15 protein-coding genes are annotated in these 16,363 nt (G+C 56.3%); 3 read left to right on the top strand and 12 right to left on the bottom strand.

The window, feature by feature from the left end; translation table 11 throughout:
• Nucleotides 1–41 precede the first annotated feature (41 nt).
• The 5 genes from SYC_RS03710 to purS all read right to left on the bottom strand — a co-directional run bounded on the left by SYC_RS03710 (nt 42) and on the right by purS (nt 4,176).
• Nucleotides 42–1,067: an ABC transporter permease gene (locus SYC_RS03710; protein WP_011243029.1), complete on the bottom strand. Its 1,026-nt coding sequence runs from the start codon at nt 1,065–1,067 to the stop codon at nt 42–44.
• Nucleotides 1,054–2,655, bottom strand: a complete 1,602-nt coding sequence (locus SYC_RS03715) for an ABC transporter substrate-binding protein (RefSeq protein ID WP_011243030.1) — start codon at nt 2,653–2,655, stop codon at nt 1,054–1,056. The genes SYC_RS03710 and SYC_RS03715 overlap by 14 nt, the downstream gene beginning before the upstream one ends.
• Before the next feature lie 81 nt (nt 2,656–2,736).
• Nucleotides 2,737–3,171: a hypothetical protein gene (locus tag SYC_RS03720; protein ID WP_011377744.1), complete on the bottom strand. Its 435-nt coding sequence runs from the start codon at nt 3,169–3,171 to the stop codon at nt 2,737–2,739.
• Nucleotides 3,172–3,244: 73 nt separating this feature from the next.
• Complete coding sequence (gene purQ / locus SYC_RS03725; RefSeq protein WP_011243032.1) at nt 3,245–3,910, bottom strand: phosphoribosylformylglycinamidine synthase subunit PurQ; 666 nt, start codon at nt 3,908–3,910, stop codon at nt 3,245–3,247.
• Entirely contained in the window at nt 3,907–4,176 is a 270-nt protein-coding gene (gene purS / locus SYC_RS03730) for a phosphoribosylformylglycinamidine synthase subunit PurS (protein ID WP_011377743.1), read from the bottom strand. Before purS ends, purQ begins: the two co-directional genes overlap by 4 nt.
• A 231-nt stretch (nt 4,177–4,407) precedes the next feature.
• Here purS and SYC_RS03735 point away from each other — a divergent pair, with 231 nt between their 5' ends.
• On the top strand, nt 4,408–4,800 hold the full coding sequence (locus SYC_RS03735; protein ID WP_011243034.1) for a Fur family transcriptional regulator: 393 nt from the start codon (nt 4,408–4,410) through the stop codon (nt 4,798–4,800).
• A gap of 104 nt (nt 4,801–4,904) precedes the next feature.
• Nucleotides 4,905–6,950, top strand: a complete 2,046-nt coding sequence (locus SYC_RS03740; protein WP_011377742.1) for a putative bifunctional diguanylate cyclase/phosphodiesterase — start codon at nt 4,905–4,907, stop codon at nt 6,948–6,950.
• 84 nt (nt 6,951–7,034) lie between these two features.
• Here the strand turns inward: SYC_RS03740 and SYC_RS03745 are convergent, their stop codons facing one another.
• The 7 genes from SYC_RS03745 to SYC_RS03775 all read right to left on the bottom strand — a co-directional run bounded on the left by SYC_RS03745 (nt 7,035) and on the right by SYC_RS03775 (nt 14,033).
• A complete protein-coding gene (locus SYC_RS03745; protein WP_011243036.1) occupies nt 7,035–7,766 on the bottom strand; it encodes an ABC transporter ATP-binding protein in 732 nt (243 codons plus the stop codon).
• A 6-nt stretch (nt 7,767–7,772) separates the two neighbouring features.
• Nucleotides 7,773–7,997, bottom strand: coding sequence for an indolepyruvate ferredoxin oxidoreductase subunit alpha (locus tag SYC_RS03750; RefSeq protein WP_011243037.1), 225 nt, complete (start codon nt 7,995–7,997; stop codon nt 7,773–7,775).
• 32 nt (nt 7,998–8,029) lie between these two features.
• Complete coding sequence (locus SYC_RS03755; RefSeq protein ID WP_011243038.1) at nt 8,030–9,292, bottom strand: ATP phosphoribosyltransferase regulatory subunit; 1,263 nt, start codon at nt 9,290–9,292, stop codon at nt 8,030–8,032.
• A gap of 25 nt (nt 9,293–9,317) precedes the next feature.
• Complete coding sequence (locus SYC_RS03760) at nt 9,318–10,238, bottom strand: J domain-containing protein (RefSeq protein ID WP_011243039.1); 921 nt, start codon at nt 10,236–10,238, stop codon at nt 9,318–9,320.
• 124 nt (nt 10,239–10,362) lie between these two features.
• Nucleotides 10,363–11,946, bottom strand: a complete 1,584-nt coding sequence (locus SYC_RS03765; protein WP_011243040.1) for a cation:proton antiporter — start codon at nt 11,944–11,946, stop codon at nt 10,363–10,365.
• 99 nt (nt 11,947–12,045) lie between these two features.
• Nucleotides 12,046–12,279 carry a hypothetical protein gene (locus tag SYC_RS03770; protein WP_011377740.1) on the bottom strand — a complete coding sequence of 78 codons (234 nt, stop codon included), beginning with the start codon at nt 12,277–12,279 and terminating at the stop codon, nt 12,046–12,048.
• Between the two features lie 53 nt (nt 12,280–12,332).
• Nucleotides 12,333–14,033, bottom strand: a complete 1,701-nt coding sequence (locus tag SYC_RS03775) for an ArnT family glycosyltransferase (RefSeq protein WP_162010021.1) — start codon at nt 14,031–14,033, stop codon at nt 12,333–12,335.
• Between the two features lie 119 nt (nt 14,034–14,152).
• Here SYC_RS03775 and SYC_RS03780 point away from each other — a divergent pair, with 119 nt between their 5' ends.
• Nucleotides 14,153–16,282 carry an HAD-IIB family hydrolase gene (locus SYC_RS03780; protein WP_011243042.1) on the top strand — a complete coding sequence of 710 codons (2,130 nt, stop codon included), beginning with the start codon at nt 14,153–14,155 and terminating at the stop codon, nt 16,280–16,282.
• Nucleotides 16,283–16,363 lie beyond the last annotated feature (81 nt).

Genomic DNA, 16,363 nt, shown 5'->3' on the forward strand with positions numbered 1-16,363 from the left:
CTCTGCCGATGTAATCGTTGTCCGTAGCGCGTCGCGATCGCCTAGTAGCGAATTCGGGGGTCAATCAGGGCGTTGATGAAATCGACCACGATGCTGGCTAGCACCACCAAACAACCAAAGAAAACGATGATGCCCTGCACCGTCGAATAGTCTCGCAGGGAGATTGCTTCGTAGAGTCGGTTGGCCAGCCCCGGCCAAGAGAAGGCGACTTCCGTCAGCAGAGCACCGCCCAGTAGGGAGGCCAGGGTGAGTCCTAGCAGGGTCACGACTGGAATCAGAGCATTGCGCAGGGCGTGATTGAGCAACAGCCGCCGTTCTGATAGGCCCCGCGATCGCCCGGCATCGATGTAGTCTGCTTGGAGCGACTGCCCCAGATTGACCCGCACCAGCCGTTCAAACACACCACTCAGTAAGAGACCGAGCGTCAGGGCTGGGAGGGCTAAATAACGCAGCGCCAAACCCGCTGCCCGCCAGTCGGCCTTGAGCAACGCATCGAGCACATACAGGCCGGTCGGTCCTAGGGGCGGATCGAGGGTGACGGGGTAGCGAGTGCCGACCGGGAACCAGCCGAGATCGACGGCAAACAGGAGTTGCGCCAGCATCGCTGCCCAGAAGGTCGGCAGAGCGTAGGTCAAAATCCCAAACAGGCGACTGGCCGTTTCGCGCCGACTGTTGGGTTTCGCCGCAGCCATCAGCCCAAGTCCCAGACCAATTGCGATCGCGATCGCTAAGCTGGCAATCGCGAGTTCCGCTGTCGCCGGGAAATATTCGCCGATGATCTGGCGTACGGACTGACCTTGGCTACTAAGAGATTGCCCGAGATCGCCTTTGAGCAGTTGACCGAGATAGTCGAAATATTGCTGCCAGAGCGGGCGATCGAGCCCGAGTTGCGATCGCAGGGCTAGGCGAGCTGCCGCCGGTGCTTTCGGCCCCAAAATCGCATCGATCGGATCGCCGGGCGTCGCCCGCAGCAACAGGAAGATCAACGTCGCGATCGTCCAGAGCATCAGGGGCAGCAACAATAGTCGCGCCAGCAGGTAGCGGCCCAAATCCCTAGCGCGCGACATTTTTCACCTTGCGAAGTTGGCCAAAGGCGATCGCCCCCGAGGCTCGAATATTGCCACCCTGGATGTAGGGCTGACTGAATAGATATTCGCGATTTTGCCAGAGCGGAATGAAGGGTAAATCCTCAGCGCTGAGCTGTTGAAGCTCCCGCAACAGGCGATCGCGAGCTTGGGGATCCGTACTTTCTCCTGCTTGTTGAAGCAGTTGGTTGGCGCGATCGCTGTAGTAGAAAGAGCCTTGATAGTAGCTGCTGCCGGACTGACAGCCCTGCTGCGGATTGCCCTGGCTACAAGCGAGAAAAGGCTGCAAGTAGTTATCGGCATCCAGAAAGTCGGGCAACCAGTCGAGCAAAAATAGGGGATAGGCACCTTTCTCCAGATTTTCGTAGGCCGTGGTCGATTCCACACCCTGCAGCTGCAGGTCAATCAAACCGTCTAGTTGCTGCTGGACTGAAGCACGCAGGGTACTGGCAGCCAAGACATTGCTATTGAGATTGGAGCGATACCAGAGATCGAGCTTGAGCGGCTTGCTGGAGGAATAGCCTGCGGCTGTTAATACCGCTCGGGCTTGCTCCGGATTGTTGCGCGGAAAATCCGGCTCCGAAACCGGAAACTCCGAAGGAACCAAGCTGTAGAGGGGTTGCACCTGTCCATAGAAAACGCGATCGCGGATCACATCGCGGTTGATCGCCAGTGCAAGGGCTTGCCGCACCTCAGGGCGATCGAGGGGCGGGCTGAGGACGTTGACCGTTAGGTAATAAATGCCAAGGCCATCGTTATTGTTGATTTGAATTCGGCCCTCAGCGGCCTGCTGGCGCAATCCCCGAATTTGTTCGGCATCCAAGCCCTGATAGGCGACATCGACTAAGCCAGTCCCTAGAGCACTGTAGAGATTGGAGGGGCTGGAGAAAATCTGAATATCGAGACCTTCGTTGCGGGGTTTCTCGCCCCAGTAGTCACGATTGGCCGCCAGTCGCAGGCGATCGCCCTGAAATGATTCCAGACGATAGGGGCCAGTGCCGACAAATTGCTGCGGTAGAAATTGTCCGGCAGCCGGTTGATAGGCTTGCGGCGAAACTGCACAGAGGCCCGGGAAGGTCAGCAGGGCGAGGAAGGGTGCAAAGGGAGCTTTGAGCTGAATCGTCAGCTCGTAATCGCCAGTTGCCTGAATGGAGGCCACGCGATCGCCCAGCAAATAGGAAGGGCGGCCACCGTTTTTGATGAAGCGTTGCAGAGAGAAGGCCATGGCCGCCGCATTAAACGGGCTGCCGTCGTGGAAGCGCACATCCTGCCGCAGGGGAATGCGATAGGTCAGGCCATCCGGACTGATCTCTGGCAGAGCCGTTGCCAGTTGCGGCACGATTTCAACGCTATCGGGTCGCGTTGTATAGAGGCGATCGCCGAGGGCATAGAGCAAAGCTCCCGAAAGCAGTTCATAGGCATCGGCGGGATCCAGAGTTCGCAGTCGCGCTGCCGTTCCCACCACAATGCGATCGCTCTCGATCGCCTTTGGGAGCGCCACACAGCCCACCAGCCCTACACAGAGCCAGAAGAGCAGCAGACAGCCCAGCAACAGTTGACGCAGACGCATGGGCGTTAATTAAAGCCTGTTCACGGGAAACCCTCAACCTTGGTGCGATTGACCCAAGCGATCCATGACTCTGAGCACGGTCTACTTTCGCACTAGCCAATAGCGGGTGGTCGCTGCGCTGCCATCTTCTTCCCGCCGCTTCTCTTGGCAATCGATTTCTTGGGCCGCAACGGAGCATTGGAACTCAGTGTTGTTGGCGGGCGAGCCCGCCGCTTCCCAAGTACCCATAAACTCTGTGGGCGTCCGCAAGCGGCCACGAATCAGCAGACAGTCTGCAGGGTTGGCCCGCTCCTTGCAGATCCGCAAAGACTCCACCGCCAAGGTGACCTGGGCATCTTCTGGCGCTGTGACGATGCCATCTACCGAGTCTTGCTCCTTGAGGGACACCGCCACTGGAGCATCTAAGGGCCACTCTTGGCTCTGGTCAGACTGAGACCATGGCAGGCGATCGCAGCCGACTAGCGCCGCTGCCAGCACGCTCCCTGCTAACACCCGTTGCCAAGGCGATCGCCGCATGGCTGCTTCTCCTGACTTACCGTGCTCTCAGCCTAGTCGCTTCCGCCTCTGCTGGAGTTCCCGATCCGTCGCCCTAGGCTGCAACCGGCTCGAGCAGACCTGCAAACAGGCCCAGACCATCGACACTACCTGCGATCGCCTCTGCAGCCCGTTCGGGGTGGGGCATCATGCCCAAGACATTGCCAGCCACGTTGGTGATGCCCGCAATATCGTTGCAAGAACCGTTGGGATTGTCGAGGTAGCGGAACAGGACTTGGCCATTCGCTTCCAGCGCTGCCAAGGTTGCAGGGTCTGCATGGTAGCGACCTTCCCCGTGGGCGATCGGCAGATTCAGAATCTGACCTTGCTGGTAGGTGCGGCTCCACGGGCGATCACTCCGCTCGACTCGCAGGGGTGTAGTTTCGCAGCGGAAATGGAGATCGCGATTGCGCACCAGCGCACCGGGCAAGAGCCCAACTTCTGTCAGGATTTGGAAGCCATTGCAAATGCCCAAGACCAAGCCACCCGCCTCAGCGAAGGCAACCGTTGCTTGCATGGCCGGCGAAAAGCGGGCGATCGCGCCGCAACGGAGATAGTCGCCGTAGCTAAAGCCACCGGGCACGACAATCAAATCCAAGCCCGAGAGATCGCGCTCCTCGTGCCAGATCATGCGGGTGGACTGACCTAGCAGACCTGCAGTGACCCACTGCACATCGCGATCGCAGTTTGAGCCGGGGAAAACAATAACGCCGACGTTCACGCTGCTACTCCTGCCACCGCTTCCAATTCAAAGCGATAGTTCTCAATCACGGGGTTAGCGAGCAACTGATCGCACATCTGATCGAGCTGTTCACGGGCGATCGCTTCAGTCTCCGCTTGCAGTGACAGTTCGATGTACTTACCGATGCGGATCTGCTCGACGGAGTCGTAACCAAGGTGCTGCAGGCCAGTTTGAACCGCCGCCCCTGCCGGGTCGAGCACTGAAGGCCGCAAGGTGACGTAAATCCGAGCGTGATAGCGGGTCAAAGGTGCATTCCCCAGGGCAGAACCGTTCTTAATTTTACGGCTTGACGGGGAAACCGCACTTCAGACGGGATGCCAGGCAGTGACTTCACCTAGCTCACCAGCACAGAACCCCAGCCCCTCTATGCCAAGATGCAGTCAGATTGCCTTGGGCGATCGCCACTACTTGGGCCTAGTACCTTCTTGCACCAGTTGGCATTCCAAGGCTGAGATCGGGACTCTTACCGTAGGGCTATGGCCAGCCGTCGCACCCAAAATCAGCAAAAGATCCTAGAAGTCCTGCAAGGGCTCAAACAAGAGATTTCTGCTCAAGACCTCTACATTGAGTTACGCCAACAGCAACAGAGCATGGGTCTCGCCACTGTCTATCGATCGCTGGAAGCCTTAAAGCTCTCTGGACAACTGCAAGTTCGTACGCTGACGTCCGGCGAATCACTCTATAGCGTGCACCGCGAAGACCGCCATCATTTAACTTGCCTACGCTGTAATATTTCGATCGCGATCGATGAATGCCCAGTGCATGCCCTCGAGCAAGACCTGCAGCAAGCCTATGGTTTCGGGATCTTTTATCACACCCTAGAATTCTTTGGTCTTTGTCAGACTTGTCAAGCCTCAAAAGCAGGATAATGTGCAAGTTGGCTGTCATCTTTAGCACAGACGACTACGCCATAGCGCCAGCAGAGTGCTATCAGTAAATACTTCCAGTGCACGCTTTGTGCTCCCCCTCGGCCATGCCAACTGTTCTCTTTAGTCTGACAGCAGAACTTGACTGGGGTTGGCGTATTGAGCAATGGCTTGATCCTCAGCAACTTTGGAAGCGATCGCTCCAGGGATTTGCCGTTGAACAACTCTGGCAAAACAGCACGTCTAGCCATGACTGGCAGGTAAGCTTTCGCCAAGCGATTCAATCCCAGGGGATTTGGCAGCACACGGGTAAATTACGGGCAGACAGCATTGAGAGCAACTGGTATCTTCTAGCCTATCCTTGTCAACTGGAAAACAGCAGTCATTGCTATCTAGGTGTCCTTCAAACCACAGTCGGGGGCAGGGAAGTCGAGGGAAGTAACCCCTGTTCAGAGGGTAAGCTCTCACCGCTCCTACGCCATCGACTGCGACAACAAGAACTGGCTTTAGAGCACAGTAGCGATCTGATGATTCGCTGTAATAATCGAGGCTTTATCACTTGGGCTAATCAGGCACTGCTCGAACGTCAAAATAAATCACTCGACTCTATTGTTGGTATTGACTTTACTCAGTTGCGAACCCAGCCTACCGAGCGACATACCCTCTTACAAATGCTCCGCACAGGGCAAGCACTAAACGCTATGGTCGAATATCAGACAGAGGAGAAAGAATTTTATCTCGTCCAAGAAAAACTGCTGCCCATTTTGTCAGATGATGGGGAGTTAGAAACGATTGTCATCGTCCAGCAGGATTTGACTTTTCAGGCTGCTGCTGAGATCCGGACTCAACAACAACTCCAGACCGATGCACTGACAGGTCTTCCCAATCGGAAAGGGATGTACCAATCGATTCGCCATAACCTCGGGCGGGTCGAGACACACAAGCAACCCTTCGCCCTCTTGCGAATCAACCTTGATCGCTTCCAACGCGTCAACGATGCTGCGGGCTATCACTTCGGTGACTATCTCTTGCGTAGCTTGGCTCTCAATTTGCGGCGGGTGCTCGGCTATGGTACTGAGCTGGCCTGTTTGGGAGGCGATGAATTTGCGGCTGTGATTGCCCCTTGCTACCAGGAAGAAGAGGCGATTGCGATCGCGGATGAAGTCCGTAGTGCGATCGCGATCTCTGGTTCTCTTGCAGCAGCTGCGGGGATTAGTCTTACGGCGAGTATTGGCATCGTTCTGGTCGATACCAATTTGACTGAGGAGATGGTGCTCGATCGCGCCAATCAGGCAATGTTTGCCGCCAAACGCAGGGGCGGGGATTGTACAGTGATCTATCGCCTCCCTTTACACGACAGTATTCGCCAAGAAGCAGCCTTACAGTTTGCCCTGCGCCAGGCGATCGCCGAACAAGAACTCAAGCTCGCTTATCAGCCCATTATTAGCCTGCGTACTGGTCAAATCATTAGTCTCGAAGCGTTGCTGCGCTGGAACCATCCCCATTTCGGCTACATTTCACCCGCCCTTTTCATTCCCTTGGCTGAAGATTCTGGGCAAATTGAATCGCTAGGAGAATGGGCTGTTCATGAAGCCTGCCATCAGCTAGCGGAGTGGGCTAAACAACCCGATCTAGCGCACTTGCGCGTAGCAGTGAACTGCAGCTTTGTTGATCTCAAGACCGAACGCTGGGCTGCGACAGTCAAGACAGCACTCCAGAGTAGTCAACTGCCACCTTCCCAGTTGATTGTGGAATATACCGAAAGCGCAATTGCCAAGGATCCAGCTGCTGCGATCGCCCTCAGTTCCTATCTACAAGATCTAGGAGTAGATGTCGCACTCGATGACTTTGGATCGGGGTATTCCAGCATGGCCTACCTCATTCAATTCCAAGCGCAGGGGCTCAAAATCGATCGCAGTTTAATCACCCCGATCGTAGAAGACGAGCGATCGCAGGCCGTGGTGCGTACGATTATTGATTTAGCCAAACGGCTGGGTTTGAGAACCACTGCAGAAGGCGTAGAAGAACGAGAACAACTGGAATTACTCCATAGTTGGGGCTGTGATTTTGCCCAAGGATTCTACTTCAGCAGACCCCTACTGGCTGACGATCTCCCTGACTTTATTCGCAACTACGAAGGATTGTCCTTGTGATTTGCTTGGATTAAAACGCCTCAGATCACACCAAAGATTACTAATTCGTCCCATCCTTGGCAGCACGATCGCAATCCGCTGCAATTACGACTCCTGCGATCGCCCTAGATAGAGTTCACCGAGGAGCGGATCATCAAGAAGCTCTGCAGCTGGACCAGTTTGACGATCGCGACCACTCTCAAGAATGCAACCACGATCGGCTAGTTGTAGGGCACGACGGGTGTTTTGCTCCACCAAAATGATTGTGGTGCCGCTGTTGTTAATCGCACGAATTTGTTCGAAGACCGTCGCAACCATCAGCGGCGACAGGGCTGCTGATGGTTCATCCAAAACCAACAGCGTCGGTTCTGCCGCCAAGGCTCGCCCCATTGCTAAGAGTTGACGTTCACCGCCGGACAGCGTTCCAGCTCGCTGCGATCGCCGAGTGGCGAGGGTCGGGAACAGGTCATAGATGCGGGCGATCGCAGCGGGTCGATGCTGGGGCCGGATTTGGAACAGCCCCATCTCTAGATTTTCAGCTACCGTCAAGCTGGCAAAAACGTTTCGCACTTGCGGCACATAACCAATGCCCAACCGCACGATCGCTTCGGAGCTGAGACGACTGATCTCTTGCCCGCGGAAACGAATGCTGCCACTGCGTACTGGTACCAGACCCAGTAGCGTCTTAGCCAAAGTAGATTTTCCGGCGCCATTGGGTCCCAAGAGCGTCAGCAATTCACCCGCCGCGACTTGGAGATTGACCCCTTGGACAATATCCAGATCGGGAAGGTAGCCCGCAAAAACTTGGTCTAGATCAAGCAGTGGCGCAGCATTCATTGGACCTTAGGGCGTTTGCTGCAACTCGGGACGTTCTTCGGGCAGAATGGCACCTTCGACCGGACAGACTTGCAGGCAAATACCGCAGTCGATGCAGGTGCTGAAGTCAATCCAGTACCAAGTCGTTCCCTTTTGGTTGCGTCCCGGCCCTTCTTGGATGCAAGCAACCGGGCAGGCATCGACACAGTCAGCGACCCCTTCGCAGGTATTCGTAACAATGGTGTGCGCCACAACAGCAAGTCAGCGAGATAACGCCCCCTAGCCTAACAAGTTGTGGTGGCTCGCTCCGCCACGGCCACCGCTTCACTCTGGGGGGCGCTGCCGCTACTCACCCAAACAATGCGACCAATCCGTCGCCGCTGGGCAAAGGCCTGCACCACTTCTGGCCGGCGATCGCTGTCGAGGTAGAGCTCCACTCGCAGCTGGTCCTGACGCTGCAGACGCTGGGCTTCGGCCAAAGCAGCCCCATAAGCCTCGGAATCAACGGGAATCACCAGTTGATCGATGGCGGGCGGGCGGTGGGGCAAGCGGTTGGCCGCTAGCAATACCTGTTGCAGGTTCTCAATGTTGCAGGAGAAACCGATGCCGGGCTGACCGGCTGCCTGCGGATCGTAGACATCCAAGAGGCGATCATAGCGGCCGCCCTGAGCCAACACCCAAGGCCCAGTCGGTGTTTCATAGACGACTTCGAAGACGATGCCAGTGTAGTAGTCAAAGCTGCGCAGCAAGCTTAAATCGAGCAGCAACGGCGAATCTTGGGGGCCAGCGCTAGCGTTATAGAGCTCAACCAGTTGGGCTAGGCGATCGCGCAGGGTCTGTTCGAGGGGAGTCAGGGTCAGTTGCTGGAGTTTGGCAAAAACCTGATCTGGTTGACCGCGTAGATCATGCAGTAACAAGGCGCGATCGCGGAGTTGGGACTCGAGGGGCAGAGATTCTAAGGTGACGCGATCGAGCTGAGCGATCGCCTGCCGCACCTTTTCGCGCAGGTCTTTGGGGAAGGGTTGTAGGAGCGATCGGGTCAGACTGGCTTCACCGACGACTAGATGCCAGCTCCCCAGCGGCGGCTGTCCAAAGCCCAGCTCCGCCAAAGCATCCGCCAGCACGTGCAACACTTCAGCATCTGCCAGCGTCCCGCCGACCCCCAGCAGTTCCACGCCAGCTTGAAACAGTTCGCGCTGCTGGAGGCGATCGCCTTGGAAGGCCGGACGAAAGACATTGGCGAGGTAGTAGAGCCGCAGCGGCAGGGAAGAACCTGCCAGCCGAGTGACTGCCGCTCGCGCGATCGAAGCCGTCAACTCCGGCCGCAGTCCCAAGCCCGACTCCTCATCGGACTGCACTTGGATTACCGCTGAGCGCTGCACAGCACCGCCGGCTACCAAGGTATCCAACCGCTCCAATGTCGGCGTGATGATGCGTTGATAGCCCCACTGCTGAAAAACCTGCTGCAAGCGGCTTTCGATCCAGCGCTTTTGGGTCACGTCTTGGGGCAGCAGGTCGCGAGTACCGGCTGGAGGCTGATGCACCATGAATTTGATCTGTCCTCAGTCTGTCTTACTTGTTCTTGCTAAACCAACCGCCGAGCAGCCCTCGCTTGCCTTTGGGCGGTGGCGGCGGCGCAGCCTTGGCGTCTTGCTGGGCGAGTTGCCGTTGGGCCTCAAGGGCTTGAGCATTTTGAGGATCCAGCGCCAGAGCCCTGCGAATTGAAACCCGAGCCATGGTCAGTTGATTTTGCTGCAAATAGATGGACCCCATCAAGGCATGGCAGCGGCTATCGTTGGCATCGAGACGGAGGGCATCCCGCAGTTCCGCGATCGCCGGAGCAAAGGCTTGCTTGCTGACGTAGTCCTCAGCCCGTCGTAGGTAACTGGCAACCCGCTCAGATGTACTCGTGGCTCCAGTTGCGACAGGAGCCGCTTCCCCTTGAGTCGCAGCTGTCGCAGCAGCAGGAACTGGGGTGACTGTAACCTTAGCCATCGGCATTGTTTCAGCCACGCCCGGATTGCGCTGCAGATAGACAAGGTTGAGCTCGCTCAGCTGGTTAATGCGTTCTTCAATTTCCGAGAGCGAGCTGTAGAGATCGGTCGAGAGTTGCTGAACAAGAGCTTGATAGTCGGCACGAATTTGAGGACTGATGGCCAGCTTTTGAGCAGCCTCATGCATGGCTCGAATCGAGATTTGGCGCGCTCGGGCCTGCTGCGCTTTGGCTTGTAATACCAGGAGGTGATCTTGATAGCGCTGCGGCTGTGATAAGGCGTTGTAAGCCGGGTTGACAACTCTGGCAAGCACGAGGGTACTGGTGTCTCGCAGCTGTTGCCGATCGCCCTGCAAGCGATCAGGGTGAAGCCGACGCACAATTTGGAGGTACTGACGACGAATTTGTTCGGGTGTCGCATCGACAGAGACGCCCAAAATAGCGTGATAGTCGTTGAAGTCGTCGAGCTGAAACAGCCCCTTATCGAGGCGGAGAACCATTTGCCTAAGCTCCTGAAAAACCGCCGAGGAGCGGCGTCCTTTAGACTTACCCGTCGCACCAAGGACTCGCTAGCACTGGGCTATACCTAACTTGCCAAATCTTTTGATGCATCTGAGTTCGACCTTAGTCGGGGATCGCGGGGGGCTGAGCAGGGAAAGAGAGCGTCTCCCCCAGGATCGGTGAGAGTTCCTGACTAAGCTGGCCAGATCGCACAAATTCCGCGTAGGTATCCGCTTCGATCGCCAACAGTTCGTCTTGTAGGCTCTCGAGTGCATAGTGCTGCAACTCGGGCTGGCGATCACAGAGTTCCGTCAGCTCTTGCGCCAGACTCTTCAGCTTGGCTTCAATCAACTGGATTTGCTCGCGACAAAACTCTGGGTCAATCTCCGCCTGCGGTTCGGCCTGTTGTAAGCGCAGCAGCACCCGCTGTAAGGCCGTTTGGCGCGCGATCGCCTCCGCATACTGTTGCCGTAGAGCTTGATCGCCGAGTAATCCCAGTGCTCCCAGCAGTGGTTTCATCGTCAGCCCTTGGACCAACAGGGTAAACAGCACCGAGCCAAACACGGTCGCCGTAATCAAATCCCGCTGGAGCAGCACCGTCGGAATGCTCAGCGCTAGCGCGATCGAAACAGCGCCGCGAATGCCACCCCACCAGACCACAACCAACTCGCGCCACGAGAGGTCGGAGTGCGACAGCCGATTACTGAGCCAGCCCAAGCCAAAGGTCGCGATCGCTCTTGCTGCCAGCATCGCCACGACAGTAATCGCGATCGCTCCACGGTTCTGCCAGAGACTCTCCAAGGGCACCTGATCGCCAATCAAGAGAAAGACGATTGAGTTGACAAAAAAAGCTAGAAACTCCCAGAACTCCGTGACGATGACTCGGGTGCGTGGGCTCATGCCAATGCGCGAGCCAAAATTGCCCAAAATCAGGCCAACCGGCACCACTGCAATCACGCCAGAACCGCCCAGTTGCTCACTCAAGAGATAACTGCCGTAGGCGGCCACAAGGGCCAAGGATTGTTCGAGCAGCGGTAGATCGAGTCGTTGCGTCAGAAACGAAACCCCGAACCCGATCAGGCAACCGGAACCAATGCCGATACCGAGATAGCGAATTAAGTCGGCCAGCAGTGATTTTGCCTCAAACCCTTGCACTTCTAGCGGCAGCGCTAGCAGAAGACTGAGGGTAACAACTGCGACCCCATCGTTGAAAAGACTTTCGCCCTCGACCAAGGTTCGTGTCCGTTCTGCCACCCCTAACTCACGGAACATGGCGATCACAGACACTGGATCTGTTGTCGCCAAACTTGCCCCAATCAAGAGGGCAATCACGATAGGAACTGAGGTAGTCTGCGAGAGTCCAAAAGCGATACCAAGGATTGAAATTCCGACGCCAATCACGGCATAGAGGCTGATTGGAACCCAATCTTTTTTGAGGTTATTCCATTTCAAATTCCAAGCCGCTTCAAACAATAGGGGCGGCAAGAAAATCGAGAGAATTAACTCCGGCGATAAGTTGATCAGCCGGACATTAAATAGGGCCAGCCCTAACCCCGCAATCACCAAAAGTAAAGTGTAGGGAATTTGGCGAAACCAGCTAAAAACCTGGGGTAGAGTTGCCACACTAAGGGCGACGACCAGAGCCAAAAAAAACCGCTCTAATCCGTATTCCAGCGCTGGCTCAGTGGCCAGGACTTCAAGGCTCATGGGTGTGTGTGTAGCAGGCTATCGTCCATTATTCGGCCTCAGCCTCGTAATCCTGCAGCCAGCGGTGTTTTTGGGCCAAGCGACTCAGCGATCGCGGGATCAATTCCAGCGATCCAAAAACGTTTCGAATGCTTCTGGATCTAGATCCTCTGCCGTGAACCCCCAGCCCAAATCCTGATCGGCCGGAGCGGCATAGTGCTGCGCGATCGCAGTTTGTCGATGCTGCCGCCGCCAGGTTTCGAGGGCTTCCTGAATGACCGCTTCAGGGTCCAGCCCCTGCGCTTCGATGTAGGCGAGCAAATGATCCGCGATTTCCAAGGTGTAGCGAGCCATCGTCAGCAATCACCAAGAAGAACTGTTCGGTCAGGGTTTAGGGCGTCTGGGGTTCAGTCTCGGGGAGGGGGCCCAGGTTCCACTGGCACAGCGACTTGGGGGGCCGGTGCTAGCACGGCTTCCACGAGAACCCAGCCCTGCATGGAGGCACGGTGCTGCCAGTTGTCTGGCAAGGCGGGGACTTGGGCAGGGGCAACCCAAACGCGATCGCCCGCTGGCCGATCGGTAATCGTCTGCAGGCGCTGACCCAAGCGTGGACTGTTGAGGGCCAGTTGAATCCACTGCTGATGAGTTGTGCCATCCACCGGATCGATCGCCCAAAAATTGACGGGTGCTTCTCGTAATAGAGCTTGCACTGCCGGTTGTTGCAGTGCGTAGCGCGTTACGGGACTGCGATCGCTCAGCAGGTGCCAATGGCTGACGGTGGCTAGCCCCAACCAGGGTCCGAGCAGCCAGCCACAGCACCAAAGCAGACTGGCTTTCCGCAGTTGTTGCCGCTGGCTATAGACAATCGGCAGAGTTAGCCAGCCCAGCCCTAGCGCGATCGCCACCCAGCCATAGGGACGCAAACTCGGATCGGCAAGGGCTGAAATTTGACCCGAGAGCAGGGCAATCGCAGCGAGTACCAACACCAGTCCCAATCCGCCAAAGGTCCAGCTCAGCATTGCAGTCCAGCGATGAGTCGGCTGACGAGCACTCAAGCTAAATCCAGAGGATGGCTTCAGACTGGTCGCCAGCCAGCTCAAGCTCATTGCTGCCAGCAAAGCCACCCAGGGCAACAGCTGCAAGGCGTAGTAAGGCGTGCGGGTGCGAAAGCTGGAGAGAATCAGCAATAGTAGCAGCGGATAGACACCCAGTAGCCATTGATAGTGCCGCTGTAAATCACGATCGCGTTCCGGTCGCAGCCAGAGGCGAACCCAGCCAATTAGCCCAAACAGTGGCCATGGGAAAGCATTGAGCGGCAAGTTCCAGAGGTAGAAAGTCCAAGGCTGGCTGTAGAGATCTTCGCTGGCCAGAAAGAAAAATTTGTCGAAGAGTTGGGCGATCGCGAGATCACCCCAGCGCTGCTGACTGCCCCAGAGCCAAATCCCGACCGGAATCCAGCCGACGATGAGGCCAAGCCAGAGGCCACGATTGCGCAGTAGCTTCGGCGCATACCAGAAAAACCAAGGAGCGATCGCAAGCAGTGGCACGCCAATCATGAAGCCTTTGATCAAAAAGCCAAGGCCAACCCCCAAACCCGCCACAAAGCCCCAGAGATTAGCTCGGCGATCGCCCGAGACGGCTTGTAGGAGCGCCCAAATCGAGAGCAACTCGACCGCTAGCAACGGCATATCTTGGGTTGCTAGTTGCGCGTACTGAAACCAAAGGGGCGTCACTAGCAGAATGCCCGCCGCCAACAGGGCTTGGGGACGAGGCAAGAGGCGATCGCCAATCGCAAAGGTCAACCAGAGCGTTGCCAGTCCACTGAGCAAAGCCGGTAGGCGGACGGCAGTGGTGCAGAAGCCAAACAGCTTGTAACTCGCAGCGATCAGCCATTGCACCCCGATTGTGCGGTCGTAGAGTGGCTCTTGCCACCAGCGCGGCGTTACCCAATCACCCGTTTCCACAATCCAACGGGCCTGCAGGGCGTAATAGCCCTCATCGTGAGACATCAGACTTGTTGAGGAGCCAAGACTCAACCCCACCAAGATCAGGAAAGCTAACAGCAGCAGACCGAGGGCGATCGCGATCGCGGGTCGGCGCGGGCCCATAATCCTTGGTGAGCGGCTCGAAAACATCGATACCAGCCATGCAACGCCCCTACGCTACCACCCCACCTTTTCGGATCGGAGACTAGGATGGGGGCGTTTTCTGTGAGGCTGACTAGCGCGTGGCAGCTCAAAATCTCTACATTCTGCACATTCAGACCCATGGTCTGCTGCGAGGGCAGAACTTGGAACTGGGGCGAGATGCCGACACCGGCGGGCAGACCAAGTACGTCTTAGAACTGGCTCAAGCCCAAGCTAAATCCCCACAAGTCCAACAAGTCGACATCATCACCCGCCAAATCACCGACCCCCGCGTCAGTGTTGGTTACAGTCAGGCGATCGAACCCTTTGCGCCCAAAGGTCGGATTGTCCGTTTGCCTTTTGGCCCCAAACGCTACCTCCGTAAAGAGCTGCTTTGGCCCCATCTCTACACCTTTGCGGATGCAATTCTCCAATATCTGGCTCAGCAAAAGCGCACCCCGACTTGGATTCAGGCCCACTATGCTGATGCTGGCCAAGTGGGATCACTGCTGAGTCGCTGGTTGAATGTACCGCTAATTTTCACAGGGCATTCTCTGGGGCGGATCAAGCTAAAAAAGCTGTTGGAGCAAGACTGGCCGCTTGAGGAAATTGAAGCGCAATTCAATATTCAACAGCGAATTGATGCGGAGGAGATGACGCTCACTCATGCTGACTGGATTGTCGCCAGCACTCAGCAGGAAGTGGAGGAGCAATACCGCGTTTACGATCGCTACAACCCAGAGCGCAAGCTTGTCATTCCACCGGGTGTCGATACCGATCGCTTCAGGTTTCAGCCCTTGGGCGATCGCGGTGTTGTTCTCCAACAGGAACTGAGCCGCTTTCTGCGCGACCCAGAAAAACCTCAAATTCTCTGCCTCTGTCGCCCCGCACCTCGCAAAAATGTACCGGCGCTGGTGCGAGCCTTTGGCGAACATCCTTGGCTGCGCAAAAAAGCCAACCTTGTCTTAGTACTGGGCAGCCGCCAAGACATCAACCAGATGGATCGCGGCAGTCGGCAGGTGTTCCAAGAGATTTTCCATCTGGTCGATCGCTACGACCTCTACGGCAGCGTCGCCTATCCCAAACAGCATCAGGCTGATGATGTGCCGGAGTTCTATCGCCTAGCGGCTCATTCCGGCGGGGTATTCGTCAATCCGGCGCTGACCGAACCTTTTGGTTTGACAATTTTGGAGGCAGGAAGCTGCGGCGTGCCGGTGGTGGCAACCCATGATGGCGGCCCCCAGGAAATTCTCAAACACTGTGATTTCGGCACTTTAGTTGATGTCAGCCGACCCGCTAATATCGCGACTGCACTCGCCACCCTGCTGAGCGATCGCGATCTTTGGCAGTGCTATCACCGCAATGGCATTGAAAAAGTTCCCGCCCATTACAGCTGGGATCAACATGTCAATACCCTGTTTGAGCGCATGGAAACGGTGGCTTTGCCTCGTCGTCGTGCTGTCAGTTTCGTACGGAGTCGCAAACGCTTGATTGATGCCAAACGCCTTGTCGTTAGTGACATCGACAACACACTGTTGGCCGATCGTCAAGGACTCGAGAATTTAATGACCTATCTCGATCAGTATCGCGATCATTTTGCCTTTGGAATTGCCACGGGGCGTCGCCTAGACTCTGCCCAAGAAGTCTTGAAAGAGTGGGGCGTTCCTTCGCCAAACTTCTGGGTGACTTCCGTCGGCAGCGAGATTCACTATGGCACCGATGCTGAACCGGATATCAGCTGGGAAAAGCATATCAATCGCAACTGGAATCCTCAGCGAATTCGGGCAGTAATGGCACAACTACCCTTTCTTGAACTGCAGCCGGAAGAGGATCAAACACCCTTCAAAGTCAGCTTCTTTGTCCGCGATCGCCACGAGACTGTGCTGCGAGAAGTACGGCAACATCTTCGCCGCCATCGCCTGCGGCTGAAGTCAATCTATTCCCATCAGGAGTTTCTTGACATTCTGCCGCTAGCTGCCTCGAAAGGGGATGCGATTCGCCACCTCTCACTCCGCTGGCGGATTCCTCTTGAGAACATTTTGGTGGCAGGCGATTCTGGTAACGATGAGGAAATGCTCAAGGGCCATAATCTCGGCGTTGTAGTTGGCAATTACTCACCGGAATCGGAGCCACTGCGCAGCTACGAGCGCGTCTATTTTGCTGAGGGCCACTATGCTAATGGCATTCTGGAAGCCTTAAAACACTATCGCTTTTTTGAGGCGATCGCTTAACCTTTTCAGTTAAAGATTGGGCGATCGCGTTGCTGCAATAGGTAGCGATTGCCAATCTTGACCATTCCACTTGAGCGGGCA

Source organism: Synechococcus elongatus PCC 6301, from assembly GCF_000010065.1.
Taxonomy (GTDB): Bacteria; Cyanobacteriota; Cyanobacteriia; order Synechococcales; family Synechococcaceae; genus Synechococcus; species Synechococcus elongatus.